Origin of the sequence: Streptomyces achromogenes subsp. achromogenes (assembly GCF_000720835.1) — a bacterium.
GTDB classification, from domain to species: domain Bacteria; phylum Actinomycetota; class Actinomycetes; order Streptomycetales; family Streptomycetaceae; genus Streptomyces; species Streptomyces achromogenes.
The window spans coordinates 227,879-246,025 of sequence record NZ_JODT01000010.1 but is presented as its reverse complement, the minus strand read 5'-3'; the positions used below and the strand labels follow the sequence as shown (position 1 = coordinate 246,025).

18 protein-coding genes and 1 riboswitch are annotated in these 18,147 nt (G+C 73.3%); of the genes, 11 read left to right on the top strand and 7 right to left on the bottom strand.

The features are described 5' to 3' along the window. Positions 1-8: 8 nt before the first annotated feature. The 3 genes from IH25_RS0112610 to IH25_RS0112600 all read left to right on the top strand — a co-directional run bounded on the left by IH25_RS0112610 (position 9) and on the right by IH25_RS0112600 (position 4,418). The gene (locus tag IH25_RS0112610; RefSeq protein WP_030607649.1) at positions 9-743 is read left to right on the top strand and encodes a TetR family transcriptional regulator; all 735 of its coding nucleotides are present in this window, start codon (positions 9-11) and stop codon (positions 741-743) included. Between the two features lie 170 nt (positions 744-913). After that, positions 914-1,327, top strand: a complete 414-nt coding sequence (locus tag IH25_RS0112605; RefSeq protein ID WP_030607646.1) for a Zn-ribbon domain-containing OB-fold protein — start codon at positions 914-916, stop codon at positions 1,325-1,327. A gap of 325 nt (positions 1,328-1,652) precedes the next feature. After that, positions 1,653-4,418, top strand: coding sequence for an alpha/beta hydrolase family protein (locus IH25_RS0112600; protein ID WP_394298428.1), 2,766 nt, complete (start codon positions 1,653-1,655; stop codon positions 4,416-4,418). 103 nt (positions 4,419-4,521) lie between these two features. Here IH25_RS0112600 and IH25_RS0112595 read toward each other — a convergent pair whose 3' ends face one another. Beyond that, positions 4,522-4,908 (bottom strand): PPOX class F420-dependent oxidoreductase, encoded by a 387-nt coding sequence (locus IH25_RS0112595; protein ID WP_030607640.1) that lies wholly within the window; start codon positions 4,906-4,908, stop codon positions 4,522-4,524. 123 nt (positions 4,909-5,031) lie between these two features. Here IH25_RS0112595 and IH25_RS0112590 point away from each other — a divergent pair, with 123 nt between their 5' ends. Beyond that, positions 5,032-5,862: an SAM-dependent methyltransferase gene (locus IH25_RS0112590; protein ID WP_030607637.1), complete on the top strand. Its 831-nt coding sequence runs from the start codon at positions 5,032-5,034 to the stop codon at positions 5,860-5,862. A gap of 118 nt (positions 5,863-5,980) precedes the next feature. Next, a complete protein-coding gene (locus IH25_RS0112585; protein WP_030607634.1) occupies positions 5,981-7,297 on the top strand; it encodes a S1 family peptidase in 1,317 nt (438 codons plus the stop codon). Between the two features lie 144 nt (positions 7,298-7,441). On the opposite strand, the gene IH25_RS0112580 is transcribed toward IH25_RS0112585, so the two are convergent. Then, positions 7,442-7,627, bottom strand: coding sequence for a hypothetical protein (locus tag IH25_RS0112580; RefSeq protein ID WP_030607632.1), 186 nt, complete (start codon positions 7,625-7,627; stop codon positions 7,442-7,444). Positions 7,628-7,746: 119 nt separating this feature from the next. Here IH25_RS0112580 and IH25_RS0112575 point away from each other — a divergent pair, with 119 nt between their 5' ends. Beyond that, positions 7,747-8,949 carry a Gfo/Idh/MocA family protein gene (locus IH25_RS0112575; RefSeq protein WP_030607629.1) on the top strand — a complete coding sequence of 401 codons (1,203 nt, stop codon included), beginning with the start codon at positions 7,747-7,749 and terminating at the stop codon, positions 8,947-8,949. Positions 8,950-8,966: 17 nt separating this feature from the next. Here the strand turns inward: IH25_RS0112575 and IH25_RS0112570 are convergent, their stop codons facing one another. From IH25_RS0112570 to IH25_RS0112550, 5 genes are all read right to left on the bottom strand, one after another. Beyond that, entirely contained in the window at positions 8,967-9,662 is a 696-nt protein-coding gene (locus IH25_RS0112570; RefSeq protein ID WP_030607627.1) for a L,D-transpeptidase family protein, read from the bottom strand. Between the two features lie 348 nt (positions 9,663-10,010). After that, a complete protein-coding gene (locus IH25_RS0112565; RefSeq protein ID WP_030607624.1) occupies positions 10,011-10,925 on the bottom strand; it encodes an SDR family oxidoreductase in 915 nt (304 codons plus the stop codon). Positions 10,926-11,017: 92 nt separating this feature from the next. Next, positions 11,018-11,647, bottom strand: a complete 630-nt coding sequence (locus IH25_RS0112560) for an MBL fold metallo-hydrolase (protein WP_030607621.1) — start codon at positions 11,645-11,647, stop codon at positions 11,018-11,020. Continuing rightward, positions 11,647-12,735, bottom strand: a complete 1,089-nt coding sequence (locus IH25_RS0112555) for an S-(hydroxymethyl)mycothiol dehydrogenase (protein ID WP_030607620.1) — start codon at positions 12,733-12,735, stop codon at positions 11,647-11,649. Before IH25_RS0112555 ends, IH25_RS0112560 begins: the two co-directional genes overlap by 1 nt. 125 nt (positions 12,736-12,860) lie before the next feature. After that, complete coding sequence (locus IH25_RS0112550) at positions 12,861-13,175, bottom strand: hypothetical protein (protein WP_030607618.1); 315 nt, start codon at positions 13,173-13,175, stop codon at positions 12,861-12,863. A gap of 174 nt (positions 13,176-13,349) precedes the next feature. Here IH25_RS0112550 and IH25_RS0112545 point away from each other — a divergent pair, with 174 nt between their 5' ends. The 5 genes from IH25_RS0112545 to IH25_RS37500 all read left to right on the top strand — a co-directional run bounded on the left by IH25_RS0112545 (position 13,350) and on the right by IH25_RS37500 (position 18,115). Continuing rightward, positions 13,350-13,715: a nuclear transport factor 2 family protein gene (locus tag IH25_RS0112545; protein WP_030607616.1), complete on the top strand. Its 366-nt coding sequence runs from the start codon at positions 13,350-13,352 to the stop codon at positions 13,713-13,715. 59 nt (positions 13,716-13,774) lie between these two features. Further along, a riboswitch (ZMP/ZTP riboswitch) is annotated at positions 13,775-13,855 on the top strand. Positions 13,856-13,881: 26 nt separating this feature from the next. Next, positions 13,882-14,739: a bifunctional 5,10-methylenetetrahydrofolate dehydrogenase/5,10-methenyltetrahydrofolate cyclohydrolase gene (locus IH25_RS0112540; RefSeq protein ID WP_030607614.1), complete on the top strand. Its 858-nt coding sequence runs from the start codon at positions 13,882-13,884 to the stop codon at positions 14,737-14,739. A 265-nt stretch (positions 14,740-15,004) separates the two neighbouring features. Further along, positions 15,005-17,017 (top strand): squalene--hopene cyclase, encoded by a 2,013-nt coding sequence (gene shc / locus IH25_RS0112535; RefSeq protein WP_037654802.1) that lies wholly within the window; start codon positions 15,005-15,007, stop codon positions 17,015-17,017. Between the two features lie 29 nt (positions 17,018-17,046). Further along, entirely contained in the window at positions 17,047-17,265 is a 219-nt protein-coding gene (locus IH25_RS42270) for a hypothetical protein (RefSeq protein ID WP_245172770.1), read from the top strand. A gap of 19 nt (positions 17,266-17,284) precedes the next feature. Beyond that, the gene (locus IH25_RS37500; protein WP_342447350.1) at positions 17,285-18,115 is read left to right on the top strand and encodes a polyprenyl synthetase family protein; all 831 of its coding nucleotides are present in this window, start codon (positions 17,285-17,287) and stop codon (positions 18,113-18,115) included. Positions 18,116-18,147: the final 32 nt, after the last annotated feature.

The window sequence follows — 18,147 nt, the reverse complement described above, 5'->3', positions numbered from 1 at the left end:
TCCCGTCCATGAGCTCCAGCAGTGCGGTGCCGGCCGCGAAACCGCCGATCCGGGACGCCCTGGTGGCGGCGGCCTTCCGGCTCTTCCTCGAACGCGGATTCGAACAGACGACCGTGGACGACATCGTGGCGCTGGCGGGGGTCGGCCGGCGTTCGTTCTTCCGCTACTTCCCCTCCAAGGAGGACGTGGTCTTCCCCGACCACGAGGGCTGCCTGGCCGAGATGACCGCCTTCCTCGCGGCGAGCGGACCGGAGCACGAGCCGGTGCGGCGGGTGTGCGACGCGGCCCGGCTGGTGCTGCGGATGTACGCCGAGAACCCGGCCTTCTCCGTGCAGCGCTACCGCCTCACCCGCCAGGTGCCGGGGCTGCGCGCCTATGAACTGTCGGTGGTGTGGCGCTACGAGCGGGCGCTCGCCGAGTACCTGCGCGGGCGGTTCGCGGGGCGGCCCGACGGGACGCTGCGCGCCGATGTGATCGCGGCGGCGGTGGTCGCCGCGCACAACAACGCCCTGCGCTCCTGGCTGCGGTCGGACGGTGTGGGCGACGCGGGCGCGGCCGTGGACCACGCGCTGGCGTATGTGCACAGGACGTACGCGCGGCCGGCGGACGCCCAGGCCGTGCGGAGCGGCGCGGCGGGGGCCGGGCCGGGGCCGGACGGGGACGTGGTGGTGGTGGTCTCGCGCCGGGACGCCCCGCTGTGGCGGGTGGTGCAGGAGCTGGAGACGGTCCTCGACCGTTCCTGACCCGCCGCGAGGTATGTGGTCGGCTGAATTTAGGGGTACGCAGTGCCTTTACGAGTGACACTGAGTGCCATACGCTGACGCCGTGCACGGTGGCACGCCGACCGTGCGCGCGTGTGCCCGGTCCGCCCCCGGGCACGCGGGTTTCCGGCCGAGCGCAGGGAGTGACCAGCGTGTACCACCACTCAGCAAGCACCTCGGGGCCGGCGGCCGGTTCCGCGACGGGTGTTCTCGACCCCGCCGCCGACGCCCGGGACGCCCTCCTCTTCCAGCGCTGCACCTGGTGCGGCACCGCGATGTACCACCGGCTGCTGTGTCCGGTGTGCCAGGGCAGTGAACTGCGCACGGAGCGCAGCGAGGGGGTCGGCACGGTCCGCCACTCCACCGTGGTGCACCGCAACACGCCCGCGGCGCGCAATGTGTCGCTGGTGGAGATGGCCGAGGGGTTCGTCGTCCGCGGCCGGGTCATGGGCCCGCCGATCGGCATCCACAGCGGCGACCGGGTCCGGCTGTCCACCGCCAAGGACCCGGTGCGCGGTGAACCGGTCTTCCAACTGGTGGACGAGCCGTACCGGGCCTGGACCTGACCGCCGCAGGGCCGTCCCGGCGGGCGCGGGGTGAGCCGCACCCCTCCCGCGTGCGCGGCGGCCCGCTCGACGCGCCCGGCACCACCGCCGCCCCCGCCTGCCTGGACGGGCGGCCTCCGGCGGCTCTCCTCGGCCTCCGACTCCAGCCGTCCGGCACTGCCGTCGGCCCTCACCCGGCGATGTGATCCATTACCCGTCGCGCACAGGCAACCCACAGCCTTCGCCTTCCATCCTCCGGGGGCGAAGGGACATCCGGGTCCCCGCCCGGACGTCCGAGGTCGGGGTTCAAGGAGGAACAGTGGTCCGTGCCCGGCACATAGGGGTGATGGCCGCCGCGTTGCTCGCGGTGGCCGGGGCATCCCCGGGGGTGGCGCTCGCCGACTCCCAACCAAGAGGTGACGCAGGAGTGTTGACGGCCCGGGACGGCACGCCGCTGCCGCCGGGGTGGCGACTGACCGGCGACGGCTCGGCGCCGCAGCTGGTGTGGCGGTCCGACCGGCCGGTGCCGATGGGTGACGCACGGGTCGAATTCCGGGCCGGAGGACGCCTGTTGGGCGTGCCGCGGCCGGCGGCGGACGGCCACACCTTCCGACTGCCGCTCGGCGAACGGCGGTTGACCCAGCTGCGCGGCATCCTGCCGGGCTCGCGGCCGGGCGGGCTGGAGGTCTGGTCCGGCGGTCGGCGGCTGGACGCACGGGAAGCGGCGGGCGCGGCGCCGGCCATCCAGCCGCCCGCCCCGCTGCCCGCGAACACCGTGGATCCGGGCAAGCCCGGCGGCTTCCGCACCAGGACCGGCGAGTACGCGCTGAACTCCGTGCGGCTGCCCGGCTTCCCGGAGCCGGTGGAGATGCGCGCGGTGGTCGTCGCGCCGGTGGGCGCCTCCGGCAAGCGGCCCCTCGCGCTGTTCCTGCACGGCCGTCACGCCACGTGCTACAAGGGCGCCGGGGAGGTCGGCGGTGACTGGCCCTGCAAGGCGGGCACCAAGCCGATACCGAGCCACCGCGGCTATCTGCGCGACCAGAAACTGCTCGCCTCCCAGGGCTATGTGACCGTGTCCATCGCCGCCAACGGCATCAACGGGCAGGACTTCGCGGCCGAGGACGGCGGCGCGCAGGCCCGGTCGTCGCTGGTGCGCCAGCACCTGGCCCGGTGGGCCGACTGGGCCGAACACCCCCGGTCGGCGCCGCCGGCGGTCCGTGAGGCACCCCGCGCCGATCTGTCGAAGGTGCTGCTGGTCGGGCACTCCCGGGGCGGCGAGGGCGTCAACCGGGCCGCGCTGGACAGCCTGGCCCCGCCGCCCGCCGACCAGGACGGCTACCACGGGCGGGTGCGCTGGACCATCCGGGGCACCGTCCTCATCGGCCCGACCGTCTTCGGCCAGAACCCGGTGCCGGACGTGCCGTCGGTGACCATCCTGCCGGGCTGCGACGGCGACGTCTCCGACCTCCAGGGCGAGGTGTACGTCGACGGCACGCGCGCGGTCGGCAACGGCAACGCGCTGCACAGCGCCGTGTACGTGATCGGCGCCAACCACAACTTCTTCAACTCGGAGTGGACGCCGGGCCAGGCCGCGGCGCCGGCCGAGGACGACTTCTACGACGAGCCGCGCCACCCCGACCCGGTGTGCGGCAAGCGGGCCGCGACCCGGCTCTCCGCCGACCGGCAGCACCGGGCCGGCAGCACGTACATCGCCGCCGCCGCACGGCTGTTCCTCGCCGGCGACGACCGGGTGCGTCCGCTGCTGGACGGCTCCGGGAAGCGGGCCCCGTCGGCGGACCCGGCGCGGGTGCTGAGCCACGCGGTGGGCGCCCGCCGGGGCGGCGGGTTCCTGCCGGACGGCGGGGTGTCGGTGACCGGCGGCAAGCTGTGCGCCGCGGTGGACCCGAGCCCGGCCCGCAGCTGCCTGGCCGCGAACACCAAGGGGGCCTCGCCGCACTTCGCCCAGTGGGAGACCGACCGGGAGAGCGGCCGGCAGGCGGTCGCGCTGCGCTGGACGCGCGCCGGCAGCCCGGCCCGGGTGACGCTCCACAAGCCGGTGTCGCTGTCGGGTTCGACGGAGCTGGCCCTGCGGGTGTTCGTACCGCCGAACACCCGCGGGACGCGGCTGGACGTGTCGCTGACCGACACGGCCGGCAAGAAGGCCAAGCTCGGCCGCGTCACGCTGGACGGGCTGCCCGGCAGCGAGCGCACCGCCTCCTACTGGGCGCGCGAGGTCCGGGTGCCGCTGGCGGCGGCCGGCCGCGCCGGACTGAAGCTGGGTTCGGTCAAGTCCCTTGAGCTGACGTCGCGTTCGGCCTCCGGCCGGGCCTGGCTGATGGACGCGTGGGGCTGGCGGGCCGGGACGCCCGCGGTGCGTGCGCAGGCGCTGCCCCGCGTGGACGTCGGCCGGACGACCGTGACCGAGGGGGACTCGGGCACGCGCACCTACCGGGTTCCGGTGCGGGTGACGGGCCGGGGCGGCAGCGGCCAGGTCCGGGTGTACGTCGTCGACCCGGTCACCGGGCGGGCGACGGACCGGCTGGTGACCGTGCGTCCGGGCGGCCATGAGGCGGATGTGCCGGTCGAGGTGCGGGGCAACACCCGCTACGGCACCGATGTGTCCCACGATGTGCTGGTCAAGGCGGTCCACGGCGCGGTCGTCGGCGCCTACCGGGGCGGGCTCACCGTCCGCGACGACGACCCGGCGCCCACCATGACCCTGACCCCGGTCGCCGCGAAGGTGACCGAGGGGCAGTCGCTGAAGTGGCGGCTGACGCTGTCGGAGCCGGTGGACGTGGACATGGACGCCTGGTTCGGGGTCGCGCCGGCCACCGCTCCGGAGCTGTCCACCAAGGACGTCCCGGCGACCTGGCTGCGAGAGCAGTCCGGGGAGAAGCCCGACCCCGAGCGACCGCTGTCCAAGGTGTCCTGGCTCTGGCTGTGGGCGGACATCCCGGCGGGCCGCACGAGCGCGGACCTCACCGTGCCCACGGTCAAGGACCGGGTACGGGAGTCCACCGAGTCGGTGCGGTTCCGGCAGCTCGACCCGCAGACCGGCAAGCCGCGCACCGGCGGCCTGGAGGCGACGGGGTCGGTCCTCGACGCGTCGTAGGGCCTACGGGATCGCTGCTCGGCGCGCCGTGGGACCGATGGACTCGGTGCACGGCGCGCCGTAAGACCGGTGGTTTCGGGTCTCGGCGCCGCCCGGGTGGCCCTCACTCCCCGAGGGTCACCCGGATGCCGACCGTGCCGTCCAGGCCGCGCCGCAACCGGCTGCCCAGCAGGGTGAGGCGGCCGACGACGCCGTACTTGCGGGCGATGAGGCTCCGGTAGCGGGCGGTGGTGTCGGCGCCGGTGATCTCGGCGGTGGCCGGCAGCTGGTCGCCGGTGGGGTTGCCGCGCCGGTCGCAGGGGCCGACGAGGACATCGCGGCGGCGCCGGATCCGCTTGACCTTCCCGCTGTCGCCGGCGGTCCACACGCCGAGGGTGTCCCCGTCCCGGACCACCCAGACCGGGGTGGCGACGGGGGTGCCGTTCCGGCGGTAGCTGGTCAGCAGCAGGTAGGGGCCGGCACCGAGCCGGGCGAGCCGTGTGGGATCCATGTGCGCAGTCTCCCGCCCGCCGGGCCCGGGGTCCAGACGGCGAAGATCGGCCGGGGCGCTAGATTGCGTCCCGCACGCTGTAATCCCCGTCGAAGGTCCCCCGTCCTCCAGGAGCTGACCCACGTGACCGACATCCCGGCAGCCGCCAACGGCGTGGCCGCCTCGCTGCGCGCCCGCATCAACACCGACCAGCCGCACACCGCCCGGATCTGGAACTACTGGCTCGGCGGCAAGGACAACTATGAGGTCGACCGGGAGGCCGGCGACCGGATCCGCCAACTGCACCCGGGCATCGGGGAGTACGCGCGCGCCGACCGGCTCTTCCTGGGCCGCGCGGTGCGTCACCTGGCCGGCGAGGTGGGCATCCGGCAGTTCCTGGACATCGGTACCGGGCTGCCCACGGCCGACAACACGCACGAGGTGGCGCAGCGCATCGCGCCGGAGTCGCGGATCGTGTACGTGGACAACGACCCGCTGGTCCTCGCGCACGCGCGGGCCCTGCTGACCAGCACGCCCGAGGGCCGTACCGACTATCTGGACGAGGACCTGCGCAACGTCGACGCGATCGTGGAACACGCGTCGCGGACCCTGGACTTCGGCGAGCCGGTGGCGCTGATACTGCTCGGCGTGGTCATCTTCATCGGTGACGACGAGGATCCGTACGGCCTGGTACGGCAGTTGACGGACCGGCTGCCGTCGGGCAGCCATCTGGTGCTGTCGCACACCGTCACCAGCCCGTCGATGCCGGACGTGGACGAGGCGGTGCGGTTCTGGAACGAGCACGGCACCCCGAAGCTCACCCAGCGCGCCCCCGCCGATGTCGCCCGGTTCTTCGACGGTCTCCACCTGCTGGAGCCGGGCGTGGTGTCCTGCTCGCGGTGGCGGCCGGAGCCCGCGGACAGGCCGGAGCCGGCGGAGGTCGCCATGTTCGGCGGGGTGGCCCGCAAGGACTGAGCCCGGCCGCCGCTGAACACCCGGGCGCCGGACGCCGTATGGAGGAGCGGGCCCCCGGCCGGCCGGGGGCCCCGCGGTGCCCGCCCGGGCGTCGCGGGTCCGGCTTCGGGAGCCTTGCATGCGGCACGCACGACGACGGGTCGTCCGACGGGTGACACGCCTGGCGGCGGCCGTCGGACTCCTCCTGGGAGGCGCGATGGTCGCCCGGGCCGCCGGGGCGGACCAGCCCCCGGCCGCCCCGCCGGGACGGCCCGGCGACACCGGTGCGGCACTGGTGGCGCGGCTCGGCACCGCCCGTACGGCGGGCACCTGGATCGGTGCCGACGGACGCGCCGTGGTGGCGGTGACCGACGGGGCCGCGGCGCGGCAGGTGCGCCGGGCCGGGGCCGAGGCGAGGACCGTCGCGCACAGCATGGACGAGCTGAAGTCGGCGACGGCGGCGCTGCGTTCGGCGCCGCGGGTGCCGGGCACGGCGTGGGCGGTGGACTACCGGACCAACCGGGTCGTGGTACGCGCCGACCGCACGGTGTCCGCCGGTGACTGGTCCCGGCTGAGCGAAGTCGCCCACCGGATCGGCGGTTTCGTGCACATGGAGCGGACGAAGGGCGTCTTCGCCACGCGGCTGAACGGCGCCCGGCCGATCCTGTCGGCCGGCGGTCGCTGCTCGGCGGGGTTCAACGTCACCGACGGGCGGTCCGACTTCATCCTCACCGCCGGTCACTGCGGGCCGGCCGGGGCCGCCTGGTTCGCCGGCGACCTGGGCGGCCGGCCGCTCGGCACCACGGTCGACAGCGCTTTCCCGGGCAGTGACTTCTCGCTCGTGCGGTACTCCGGCGGCACGGCGGGGGCGGGCGCCGACGTGGTGGCGGTCGGCGGCGGCAAGGGCGTACGGATCACCGGGGCGGCCGATCCGGCGGTGGGGCAGCGGGTGTTCCGCAGCGGCAGCACCAGCGGGCTGCGCGACGGCCGGGTCACCGCGCTCGACGCGACCGTCAACTACCCGGAGGGGACGGTCACCGGACTCGTCGAGACCACGGTGTGCGCCGAACCGGGCGACAGCGGTGGCCCGCTGTTCGCGGAGGGCATCGCGCTCGGTGTCACCTCGGGCGGCAACGGCGACTGCACGACGGGCGGTACGACATTCTTCCAGCCGGTGACCAAGGCGCTGTCGGCGCTGGGTGTCCGGCTGGTCCGGGCGGCGGGTGCCCCGGGCGGCGGCGCCCGGGCGGGCAGCTCCTCCCCCGCGCTCCCCCCGGGCGCGGCGGCCACGGGCACGGTCCGCGCCCTGCCGGCCCGGCTGACGGACGTCCGGAACGTCGGGCCGGGCCTGCTGGTCGTCGCGGGCAGTCTGGTGGCGCTGGTCGCGACCCGGTACCTGCGGGCCGAGCGGGATCGCCGGGCGTACCGGCGGCGCTACTCGGCGACCTGGAGCTGACCGGGAGCGCAGGCCGAGGCGGAGGCGGACGGCGGGACGGCGTCCGACGGGAAAAGGGCACCCGCGTCGTGGCGGGTGCCCTCGGTGGTACGGCGCGGTGAGCGCGGGTGGGTCAGCGGTACGGCGCGGTGTGCGCGAGGTCGGTCAGGCGGCCCGGTGCGACCGGGGGGCCGCGGCGGCCCACTCCATCACGAGGCGCTGGTACTCCGCGCGCTGCTCGGTGGTCAGTGTCCCGCCCGACCGGCGCCACAGGGCCCGGATCTCCTCGTTGACCTCCGCGGCCGATCGCTCGGAGGCGGCTGCAACAGTGGTGGACATGCTGTGAAGCATATGCCGACCAAGGTGAAGGCGCTGTGAGTAAGTGCGAGCGATACGGACATTACGGACCGTGTTACTCATCACGTCACTGCTCTTGACGCATAAAATCCCGCGTCGCGAAAGTGATCCATATGACTTTCTCCCTCGGCATCGTCGGCGCAGGACAGTTCTCCGCCCGGTTCGCCGCGCTCTTCCACGCCCATCCCGGCGTGGGGGACGTCCATGTGACGGACGTCCTGCCCGAGCGCGCCGAGCGCCTCGTCGCCGCGCACGGCCTCGCGGGCACGTTCCCCTCGTACGCGGCGATGCTCAGGTCACCGGCCGTCGACGCGGTCGCGGTCTTCACCCAGCGCTGGACCCACGGCCCGCTGGTCATGCAGGGCCTGAACGCGGGCAAGCACGTGTTCTCGGCCGTCCCGATGGCGGTCACCGCCGAGGAGGTCGCCGCGATCGTCGCCACCGTCCGGGCCACCGGACTGACGTACATGATGGGCGAGACCAGCCACTACCACCCGGCGACCGTGCTCGCCCGCGCCCGGATCGCCGAGGGCGCCTTCGGCCGGGTGTTCTACGCCGAGGGCGACTACGTCCACGACATGGACCTGGGCTTCTACGACGCCTACCGGTACAGCGGCGGCGAGAACTGGCGGGCGACGGCCAGCTATCCCCCGCTGCTGTACCCGACGCACTCGGTGGGCGGGGTGCTCGGGGCCTGGCGGACGCACGCGGTGAGCGTGTCGGCGATCGGCGTCCGCGACGAGGGCGACGACGGCGTCTTCGACCGCTCGGTCAGCATGTTCGACAACGACGTGTCCAACGCCACCGCGCTGTTCGAGGTGGCGGGCGGCGGATCGTTCCGCACCAACGAGTTCCGGCGGGTCGGCTACCCCGCGTACCTGCGCGAGTCCCGGTTCCGGTTCTTCGGGACCGAGGCCAGCATGGAGCAGCTCGCCACGGTGGCCCTGTGGCAGGACCGCGACGGCGTCGAGGACATCACCGAGCTGCTGGAGCCGAAGCGGGCCGTCGCGCCCGACGACCCGTCGCTCGCCTCCCTCGCGCCCGAGCTGCGCGCGGCCTTCACCTCGGGCTCGGCGCCGGTGCACGACCGGTCGCGGCTGCCCCGTGAGTTCGACCACCTGCCCAACGGGCACGAGGGCAGCCACCACTTCCTGGTGGACGACTTCGTCACCGCCGTGACCGAGCGCACGCTGCCCCCGGTGAACGCGTGGGTGGCCGCCCGCTACACCCTGCCGGGCATCGTCGCGCACGAGTCGGCTCGGCAGGGCGGGGTACGGCTGGAGATCCCGGACTTCGGGGACGCCCCCGCGGCCTGACGGGACCGGCTCCGGGCTCAGGTGCCCGGCTTGCGGCCGTAGACGAAGACGTCGTCGCCGTTCCTCAGCAGCGACCAGTACTTCTTGGCGTCCTTCTTCGTCATGTTGACGCAGCCGTGCGAGCCCGGCGGGTTCCACATGCTCAGGCCCACCGAGTGGAAGGCCTGGCCGCCGTCGAAGAACTGGCTGTAGGGCATCGGCACGTCGTAGAGGTTCGAGACGTGGTCGATGTCCCGCCAGTAGATCTTCTTCAGGCCGGTGCGGGTCTCGTAGCGGTCACGGCCGGTGCGCACCGGCACGGGGCCGTAGACCAGCTTCTTGCCGTCCTGGATCCAGCTGAGCTGGAGCGTGAGGTTCACACAGGCGATCCGGCCCTTGTTCACCGGGCACTTGCCGTCCTTGTTCGGCTTGTTTCCGACGGCCTTCTGCTTGTTCATGAGGTCCATCACGCCCCAGGTGACCGAACCGGCGTAGCCGATCGTCGGGGTGATGCCGTGCTTGCTCTGGAACGCCCGGATCGCCGTGCAGTCGGCGGCGGACTGCCTGCCGTCGACCGGCCGGCCCAGGAACTTCTCCACCTGCTTCTGGTACGGCCCGGTGCTCGTGCTACAGCTCGCGGCCTGGGCCGGTGCCGCGGTGATGGCGAGCGCGAGCGGCGCCACCAGTCCCGTCACGCCCAGCCCTACGATGCCTCGTCTGCGTATGCCCCCCATGGCGGCCTCTCTCCTTCCGGTTCCTGGTCTGCTCGCCCGGTCCTCCCGGGTGCTTTCCAGCTCGATTCCCGCGGTCTCGGACTACTAGACCCGGCTGGGGAGGGCATGGTTGTGGTTCCGGTCAGGCTGTGACGAAACGGTGAAGTCCCGACCGTATCGCACGCCCTGAGCGGCTCCTCCGCCCGGGCCGGGACCGCCGTGCGCGGCAGCCGGAGCCGGCGGGCCGGGGTCCGGTTCGGCCGGGGTGACGGGGCCGGCCGAGGGGGTGGGCGAACGGCTGGGCGCGGACGTCTCCCGGCCGGGGGCGGCGGCGCCGGGCCCGTCAATCACGAGGAACTCGCACCGGCATCACCGGTACCCGGTGACGTCCGCCGGTTTGCCCGCGTCCTGTACCTCGGTCAGGTACCGCCAGGCGTCCGGGCGGCTGCCGTCGAGGTCGGTGAAGCCGTACACCCGCGCCAGGCCGCCGCTGGAGAGGGACTGTCCGTTGAACCGGGCCACGTCGGGGTCGGCGGCCAGGGCTGCCACGGCCCGGCCGGAAAAGCGCGGGGTCTCGGAGATGGCGAAGTGGGGTTCGCGGGCCAGGGCGTCCCGCCAGTTCTCCTCCCGCACGCCGTACGCGTCGAGCATGATCTCCGAGCGCATCCAGCCCGGTGTCAGGGCCACGGCCGTCGCGCCGCGCGGCCCGAGTTCGTGCCCCAGGGCGAAGGCCATGCGCAGGACGGACGTCTTGGCGAGGTCGTAGAAGAAGTTCACGCGGTAGGTGTCGCGGTTGTACTCCGCGGTGCCGTCGGTGACCTCCACGACCAGGCCGCCGGGCCGGCGCAGCAGCAGCGGCAGGGCGTAGTGGCTGGTGACGGCGTGGGTCTCGACGGCGAGGCGGAGCAGCCGCAGCCCGTTGTCGAGGTCGTGCTCCCACACGGGGGTGTCCCACTCGAAGAGGTTCTCCCCGCCCCAGATGTCGTTGACGAGGATGTCGAGGCGGCCCTGTTCCCCGGCGATCCGGTCCACCAGGTGCCGTACGGCCGCGTGGTCGAGGTGGTCGGCCGGTACGGCGATGCCCCGGCCGCCGGCCTCGGTGACGAGGCCGGCGGTGTCCTCGATGGTCTCGGGGCGGGCGTATTCCGAGCGGCGGGCGCGGGTGCTGCGGCCGGTGACGTACACGGTGGCGCCGGCCGCGCCGAGTTCCACGGCGATGCCCCGGCCCGCGCCCCGGGTCGCCCCGGCGACCAGCGCCACCTTGCCGTCCAGCGGTCCTGTCATGTCCTGCCTCCCGTGTGCCGTGCTTGCTGTGCCCTGCCACTCTCACGGGGATACCGGACATCTTCTGTCGGTGTTTCGGTGGGCTTCCGGGATCAGTGCCCGCGGTCGATCCACTCCTGGAGGTGCGGGGCCTCCGCGCCGATGGTGGTGGCGTCGCCGTGCCCGGTGAGGACCTCGGTGTCGGCCGGCAGGGTGAGGAGGCGGTCGCGGATGGAGTCGATGATGGTCGGGAAGTGGGAGAAGGAGCGTCCGGTGGCGCCCGGGCCGCCCTGGAAGAGGGTGTCGCCGGTGAACACGGTGCCGAGTCCTGGGTCGTACAGGCAGACGGCGCCCGGGGCGTGTCCGGGGGTGTGCAGGACGGTGAGGTCGGCGCCGGCGGCCTCGATGACCTGGCCGTCGAGGAGGTGCCGGTCGGGTTCACGGTGCGGGTGGGTCTGCCGCCACAGCGCCAGGTCGTCGGGGTGCAGCCAGATCGTGGCGCCGGTCAGTTCGGCGAGGCGCGGGGCCGCGTTGACGTGGTCGTTGTGGGCGTGTGTGCACACGATGGCGGTCAGCCGGCGGTCGCCGACGGCACGGGCGATGGCCTCGGCGTCGTGGGCGGCGTCGATGACGATCACCTCCCGGTCGTCGCCGACGAGCCACACGTTGTTCGCCACGTCCCAGGTGCCGCCGTCCAGGGTGAACTGGCCGCTGGTGACGAGGCGTTCGATCCGCGCGGTCATCACAGCACCACCACCGAACGCAGGACGTCGCCGTGGTGCATCCGCTCGAACGCCTGCTCCACCTGGTCGAGTCCGACGGTCTCGGTGACGAACGCGTCGAGCGGCAGACGGCCTTGCAGATGCAGGTCGATCAGCATCGGGAAGTCACGGCTGGGCAGGCAGTCGCCGTACCAGCTCGACTTCAGGGCGCCGCCGCGGCCGAACACGTCCAGCAGCGGCAGTTCGAGCTTCATGTCGGGGGTGGGGACGCCGACGAGGACGACGGTGCCGGCCAGGTCGCGGGCGTAGAAGGCCTGCCGGTAGGTCTCGGGGCGGCCGACGGCCTCGATGACGACGTCGGCGCCGAAGCCTCCGGTCAGCTCGCGGATCGCCTCGACGGGGTCGGTCTCCTTGGAGTTGACGGTGTGGGTGGCGCCCAGGGTGCGTGCCGTGGCCAGCTTGCGGTCGTCGATGTCCACGGCGATGACGCGGGCCGCGCCGGCCAGGTTCGCCCCGGCGATGGCCGCGCCGCCGACCCCGCCGCAGCCGATGACGGCGACCGAGTCGCCGCGGCCGACGCCGCCGGTGTTGATCGCGGCACCGATGCCGGCCATCACCCCGCAGCCGAGGAGGCCCGCGACCGCCGGCGAGACGGCCGGGTCGACCTTGGTGCACTGGCCGGCCGCGACGAGCGTCTTCTCGGCGAAGGCGCCGATGCCGAGGGCCGGGGACAGCTCCTGTCCGGTGGCGGCGAGGGTCATCTTCTGCCGGGCGTTGTGGGTGTTGAAGCAGTACCAGGGCCGGCCGCGCAGACAGGCCCGGCACTGCCCGCACACGGCACGCCAGTTGAGGATGACGAAGTCTCCGGGGGCGACGTCGGTGACGCCCTCGCCGACCGACTCCACGACGCCGGCGGCCTCGTGGCCGAGCAGGAAGGGGAAGTCGTCGGAGATGCCGCCCTGCTTGTAGTGCAGATCGGTGTGGCAGACCCCGCAGGCCTGGACGCGTACGACGGCTTCGCCGGGCCCCGGGTCCGGCACCACGATCGTCTCGACCCGCACGGGCTCGTCCTTGCCCGGTGCGATCACGCCGCGTACTTCCTGCGCCATGGCCTGTCCCTTCATCGATTGCCTTCGCCGACGACCCTACGACGCGGCCGGCCGGCAGCGGGAAGGATCACGCACATGATCGCGGATCTTTCCGGCCGCCGTCGGCCGCGCCGCGGGGGCGGCGGTCAGCGCAGGCGGACGGGGACGGCGTTGACCAGCCCGAGCAGGGGTGCCGCGGGGGCGATGACCTGCTCCACCTGGCGCAGCTGGTTCAGTTCGCGCAGGTGCTTCAGCTCCCCCACCTGCCGGCTGACCTTCGGCACCCGGTCGCGGTGCGGGGCCGGGATGTCACCGGCGGTGAGCGAGTCCAGCGTGGAGAGCGCGGCGAGCTTTCCGACGAGGGGGGCGCCGGAGCCCGCCGCGTCCGCCTGGGGTGCGGCGATGCCGGCGATCCCGGCGGCCAGACCGACGGCGGCGGCGATGCGTCGTGTTGAGATCATGCCCTCAGCAACGGCCCGGTGCCCGGGCCGGACACGGGCGGCGGGGCGGGCTCACCCGTGAGGCGGACCGGGGCGGCCGGGCTTGCCGGGGCCGCCGGAGCGGAGGAGTCTCGTCAGGGGGGACCCGTGGCGGTCCGCTCACGGGCGGGCCGCGGGCGCCTGAAGGAGGTCATCATGGGCAGCGCGACGGACTCCGCTTTCGACACCGAGACACTGCGCCGGGGCATAGAGGGCACCACCGGCAACACCCTTCTGTCGCTCTACGCGGACGACGCGCGGATCCGCATCGTCGACCATGTCCACCGGCCCAGTCACCCCACTGTGCTGCACGGCCGGGCGCAGATCGCCGAGTTGCTGGACGACATCTACCGCCGCGACATGACGCACAGGCTGGAGCAGTGCGTCGTCCAGGGCGACCACGCCGCCTACAGCGAGTCCTGCCAGTACGGGGACGGCACCCGGGTCCTGGCCGAGTCGATGCTCACGCTGCGGGACGGCAAGATCGCCGATCAGCTGATCATCCAGGCCTGGGACGAGTAGACCCGGCACGGCGCCGAGGAAAGGTGGTCCGAAGGTCGTACACACGCTCGGTTACGCTGTACGCGGGCCGTGACTGGCGCTGAGGTGGAGCACCACCGGGGAGCGGCCCGCGAGGTCAGCCGCGCGCCTGGGCGAGAAGCATCGATCCAGTCCAGGAGTGTGCAGCATGACCCAGGCCCAGGCCGCCCGTCTGATGGACGGCACCGCGCTCGCCCGCCGCATCGTGGAGGACACCGCGCGGCAGGCCGCCGCCCTCACCGGGCGCACCGGCACCGCGCCGTGTCTCGCGACCGTGCTGGTCGGCGAGGACCCGGCGTCGGTGACGTACGTCCGCATGAAGCAGAACCGCTGCCGCAAGGCCGGCATCACCTCCCGGCACGTCGCTCTTCCGGCCACCACCACGACGGACGGACTCGTCGGTACGCTGCGGGAGTTGTCGGCCGACCCGGGGGTGCACGGGATTCTGCTCCAGCACCCGGTGGGCGACCACATCGACGAGCGGGCCGCGTTCGAGGCGATCGCTCCGGAGAAGGACGTGGACGGTGTCACGTTCGCCTCGTTCGCCACGATGAGCTTCGGGCTGCCGGGCTTCGTCTCCTGCACGCCGGGCGGCATCGTGCAGCTGCTGGACGAGTACGGCGTCGACCCGGCCGGGAAGCGGGCCGTGGTGGTGGGCCGCAGCGCGATCCTCGGCAAGCCGGTGGGCATGCTGCTGCTGGCGCGGGACGCGACCGTGACGTACTGCCACTCGCGCACCCGGGACCTGTCGGCGGCGGTCCGCGAGGCCGACATCGTCGTGGCCGCGGTGGGCCGGCCGCGGCTGATCCGCGGGCAGGACATCAAGCCGGGCGCGGTCGTGATCGACGCGGGCTACAACCCGGGGAACGTGGGCGACGTCGACTTCGACTCGGCCGTGGAGCGCGCCTCGCTGATCACGCCGGTGCCGGGCGGGGTGGGCCCGATGACGATCGCCACGCTGCTGGAGCAGACGGTGACGGCGGCCGCCCGGCAGCTCGGGGTGTAGGTAGCGGGGGCACGCCAGGGCGACCGGGGTCGCACGAGGCATGACCGGCCCGCCGAACGCGACGGCGCGTCCGGCGGCGAACGGCGTGACCCTTCACGCCCGCACCATGCACTCGAATGCAGGATGTACCGGCCGAAGAGATCCGGAAGGATCGATGCCGCCCCGGAGCAGCGACGACTCGGTGCGTCAACGACCGTAATCGTCATGGAATTCAGATGATCTGCGAAACGCGGGGCATTCACGGATTCGGTGGTCTAGGAGTGCCATGACGATGTCGGCTGGCGGTGTGCCGCACGCGAACGGCCCTGTCGTCGCGGGTGACGCCGGGGTGACGTTCGCCTTCTCCGCGTCCGGCCCGGAAGAGGAGGCGGCCCGCGATGCGGTGGTGCGGGCCGCGAACCACCTGCTGGCCCGGCAGGACGCGGAAGGATGGTGGAAAGGCCGGTTCACGACGGACGTCAGTTATGACGCCCACGACCTCTTCCTGCGCCATGTGCTCGGAGTGCCGGACGAACGTCTGGCCAAGGCGAGCGCGCGATGGATCCGCTCGCAGCAGAGCGCGGACGGTTCCTGGCCCCTCGTCTTCGAGGGCGAGGGGCACCTGGGAACCACGGTGCAGGCGTACGCCGCCCTCCGGCTCGCCGGGGACGGCCCGGACGAGGAGCACATGCTCCGGTGCGCGGCGTGGGTGCGCGCGCGGGGCGGTGTGGCGGCCGCCCAGCTGACGGCACGGGTGTGGCTCGCCATGCTCGGCTGCTGGAGCTGGGACGACCTGCCCGAAGTCCCACCGGAGATCATCGCCCTGCCCAAGTGGGCGCCGCTGAACGTCTACTCGTTCAGCTCCGTCATGCGCGTGGCGCTGGTCGCCATCAGCATCATCAGCGCACACCGCCCGGTGCGGCCGGCTCCCTTCGCCATCGACGAGCTCTCCGCTCCGCCCGGCACCTCCGCGGTTCCGCCGGCCCCGTCCGGCGGCCGGGAGAAGCTGTTCTGGCGTCTGAACGCCACGGTGCGCGTGTGCTCCAAGGGCATCCCCCGCCCGGTACGCGAGGCCGCGGAGAACGCCTGCGTCCGCTGGCTTCTGGAGCGTCAGGAAGAGGACGGCAGCTGGGGGGCGTGCACCCCCATGACCACATGGGTCGTCCTCGCCCTGCACCTGCACGGCTACCCTCCGGACCATCCGGTGCTCAAGGCCGCCTGGGGCTTCCTGGAGGACTGCGGCGCGTGGCCGGAAGACGGCGTGCGGGCACTGCACACCGTGCACAGCCCGGTGTGGGACACCTGCCTGTCCGCCACCGCGCTCCTCGACGCCGGCCTGGCGCCCGGCCATCCCGCGCTGGTGAAGGCCGCCGACTGGCTGCTCACCCGGCAGGCCGACCGGCCCGGGGACTGGGCCGCGCGGCGGCCCCGGCTGTCCCCCGGCGGCTGGGCCTTCCAGTTCCACAATCGGACCTACCCGGACAACGACGACACCAGCGAGGTGGCGCTCGCCCTGCACCGTGTGAACCACCCCGATCCGACCCGCGTCGACGACGCGCTGGGCAGGGCGGTGCGGTGGTGTCTCGGCATGCAGAGCCGCAACGGCGGATGGGCGGCCTTCGACGTGGACAACACCAGTACCCTCCCCGCCAGGGTCCCGTTCTTCGACTTCGGTGAGTTCTGCACCGACCCGCCCACCGCCGACATCACCGCCCATGTGGTGGAGATGCTGGCCGCGTTGGGCAGGGCACGCGACCCCCGTACCCGCCGTGCCGTGCGCTGGCTGCTCGGGCAGCAGGAGGCGAACGGTGCGTGGTACGGACGCTGGGGAGTGAACTACGTCTACGGCACGGGAAGTGTCCTTCCCGCTCTCGTCGCCGCCGGCGTTCCCCGCGGCCACGCCGCCGTCCGGCGCGCCGTCGCCTGGCTGACGTCGGTACAGAACGCGGACGGCGGCTGGGGCGAGAGCTGGGAGTCGTACGCGGATCCGGCCCGCGCCGGCCGTGGCCCGTCCACCCCGTCACAGACCACCTGGGCGCTGCTCGGGCTGCTCGCGGCCGGAGAGCGCGACAGCACCGTGGTGCGGGACGGGGTGCGCTGGCTGACCGAGAGGCAGACGGAGGACGGCACCTGGGAGGAGCCGCAGTTCACCGGGACACTCGTGCCCCGGGCCGTGGCCGCGCACTACGGGTACTACGGGCACGTCTTCCCCCTGATGGCGCTGGGCCGTTACGTCCGGCACACGGGCGACGTATCGGTGGGACGGCAACGGAACGAAGCGACGGAGCCGGACAGATGACCGGCCTCCCTGTGAAAGGCGCCCTTGCGATGAGTGCTGAAACGCTGGCGGTGGAGTCGGACTTCTTCGCGCCGCGCACCGCGATCGACGATCTGCTGTTCGCCTTCCTGACGGAAAAGGCGCAGACCGCTCCCGTACCCGGCCAGTCGGCGCTCATCCTGATGCTGCGCGACTTCATCTCCGGGGGAAAGAGGGTGCGTCCGCTGCTGTGCGTGACCGGATGGATCGCGGCCGGGGGGGCAGGGTGACCTCACGCAGGCCGTCAGGCTGGCCGCGTCCATCGAGCTGGCCCACACCTGCGCGCTCATCCACGACGACATCATGGACGCGTCCGACAGCCGCCGCGGGCGCCCCACGGTCCACCGGGCGCTGGCCGACCGGCACCACATCCCACGGCTCGCGCAGCAGTACGGCACCGGCGGAGCGATCCTCCTCGGCGACCTCGCCCTCGTCTGGTCGGACGAGTTGCTCCACACCACGCCCATGCCGGACGCCCACCGGGCCAGGGTGCTGCGCTGCGTCGACCTGGCCCGCAGTGAACTGATCGCCGGCCAGCACCTGGACCTGCTGACCACCGGCCGGCTCCACGCGAGCGTGGAGACGATGCTGAGCATCATCCGCTACAAGACCGCCAAGTACACCATCGAGCGCCCCCTCCAGGTGGGGGCGGCCCTCGCCGGTGCCGGGCCGGACGTCATGAACGCGTGCAGCGCCTACGGCATCCCCCTCGGGGAGGCCTTCCAGCTCAGGGACGACATCCTCGGGGTGTTCGGGGACCCGGACCGGACGGGCAAGTCCCGGCTGGACGATCTGCGCGAGGGCAAGTGCACCAGCCTCGTCGTCCACGCGCTGCGGGTCTGCGGGCCGGCGCAGGCCGGGCGGCTGCACACGCTGATCGGCGACCCCGACATCGGGGAGCGGGAAGCCACGGAGGTCTGCTCCATCCTCACCAGCACCGGAGCCCGGCAGGCGGTCGAGCGGATGATCGAGGAGAGGTACCGGCAGGCCCTGGACTCCCTGGCCCTGGCCCCCTTCCCCGCCGACGCCGTCCGCACGCTGAAGGACGTCGCGGAGGCGGTCGTCCACCGCGCGGCATGAAGCCGGCCGGCCGCCGGCCGGCACCAGGAGCT

Bases quoted from the DNA above. Each gene is read 5' to 3' on its own strand.
- IH25_RS0112545 (WP_030607616.1), top strand. From the start codon at position 13,350: ATGGGCAGCGCGACGGACTCCGCTTTCGACACCGAGACACTGCGCCGG.
- IH25_RS0112595 (WP_030607640.1), bottom strand. From the start codon at position 4,908: ATGGATCCCACACGGCTCGCCCGGCTCGGTGCCGGCCCCTACCTGCTG.
- IH25_RS0112575 (WP_030607629.1), top strand. From the start codon at position 7,747: ATGACTTTCTCCCTCGGCATCGTCGGCGCAGGACAGTTCTCCGCCCGG.
- IH25_RS0112585 (WP_030607634.1), top strand. From the start codon at position 5,981: ATGCGGCACGCACGACGACGGGTCGTCCGACGGGTGACACGCCTGGCG.
- IH25_RS0112550 (WP_030607618.1), bottom strand. From the start codon at position 13,175: ATGATCTCAACACGACGCATCGCCGCCGCCGTCGGTCTGGCCGCCGGG.
- IH25_RS0112540 (WP_030607614.1), top strand. From the start codon at position 13,882: ATGACCCAGGCCCAGGCCGCCCGTCTGATGGACGGCACCGCGCTCGCC.
- IH25_RS0112570 (WP_030607627.1), bottom strand. From the start codon at position 9,662: ATGGGGGGCATACGCAGACGAGGCATCGTAGGGCTGGGCGTGACGGGA.
- IH25_RS0112565 (WP_030607624.1), bottom strand. From the start codon at position 10,925: ATGACAGGACCGCTGGACGGCAAGGTGGCGCTGGTCGCCGGGGCGACC.
- shc (WP_037654802.1), top strand. From the start codon at position 15,005: ATGACGATGTCGGCTGGCGGTGTGCCGCACGCGAACGGCCCTGTCGTC.
- IH25_RS0112600 (WP_394298428.1), top strand. From the start codon at position 1,653: ATGGCCGCCGCGTTGCTCGCGGTGGCCGGGGCATCCCCGGGGGTGGCG.
- IH25_RS0112555 (WP_030607620.1), bottom strand. From the start codon at position 12,735: ATGGCGCAGGAAGTACGCGGCGTGATCGCACCGGGCAAGGACGAGCCC.
- IH25_RS0112580 (WP_030607632.1), bottom strand. From the start codon at position 7,627: ATGCTTCACAGCATGTCCACCACTGTTGCAGCCGCCTCCGAGCGATCG.
- IH25_RS0112560 (WP_030607621.1), bottom strand. From the start codon at position 11,647: ATGACCGCGCGGATCGAACGCCTCGTCACCAGCGGCCAGTTCACCCTG.
- IH25_RS0112610 (WP_030607649.1), top strand. From the start codon at position 9: ATGAGCTCCAGCAGTGCGGTGCCGGCCGCGAAACCGCCGATCCGGGAC.
- IH25_RS42270 (WP_245172770.1), top strand. From the start codon at position 17,047: ATGAGTGCTGAAACGCTGGCGGTGGAGTCGGACTTCTTCGCGCCGCGC.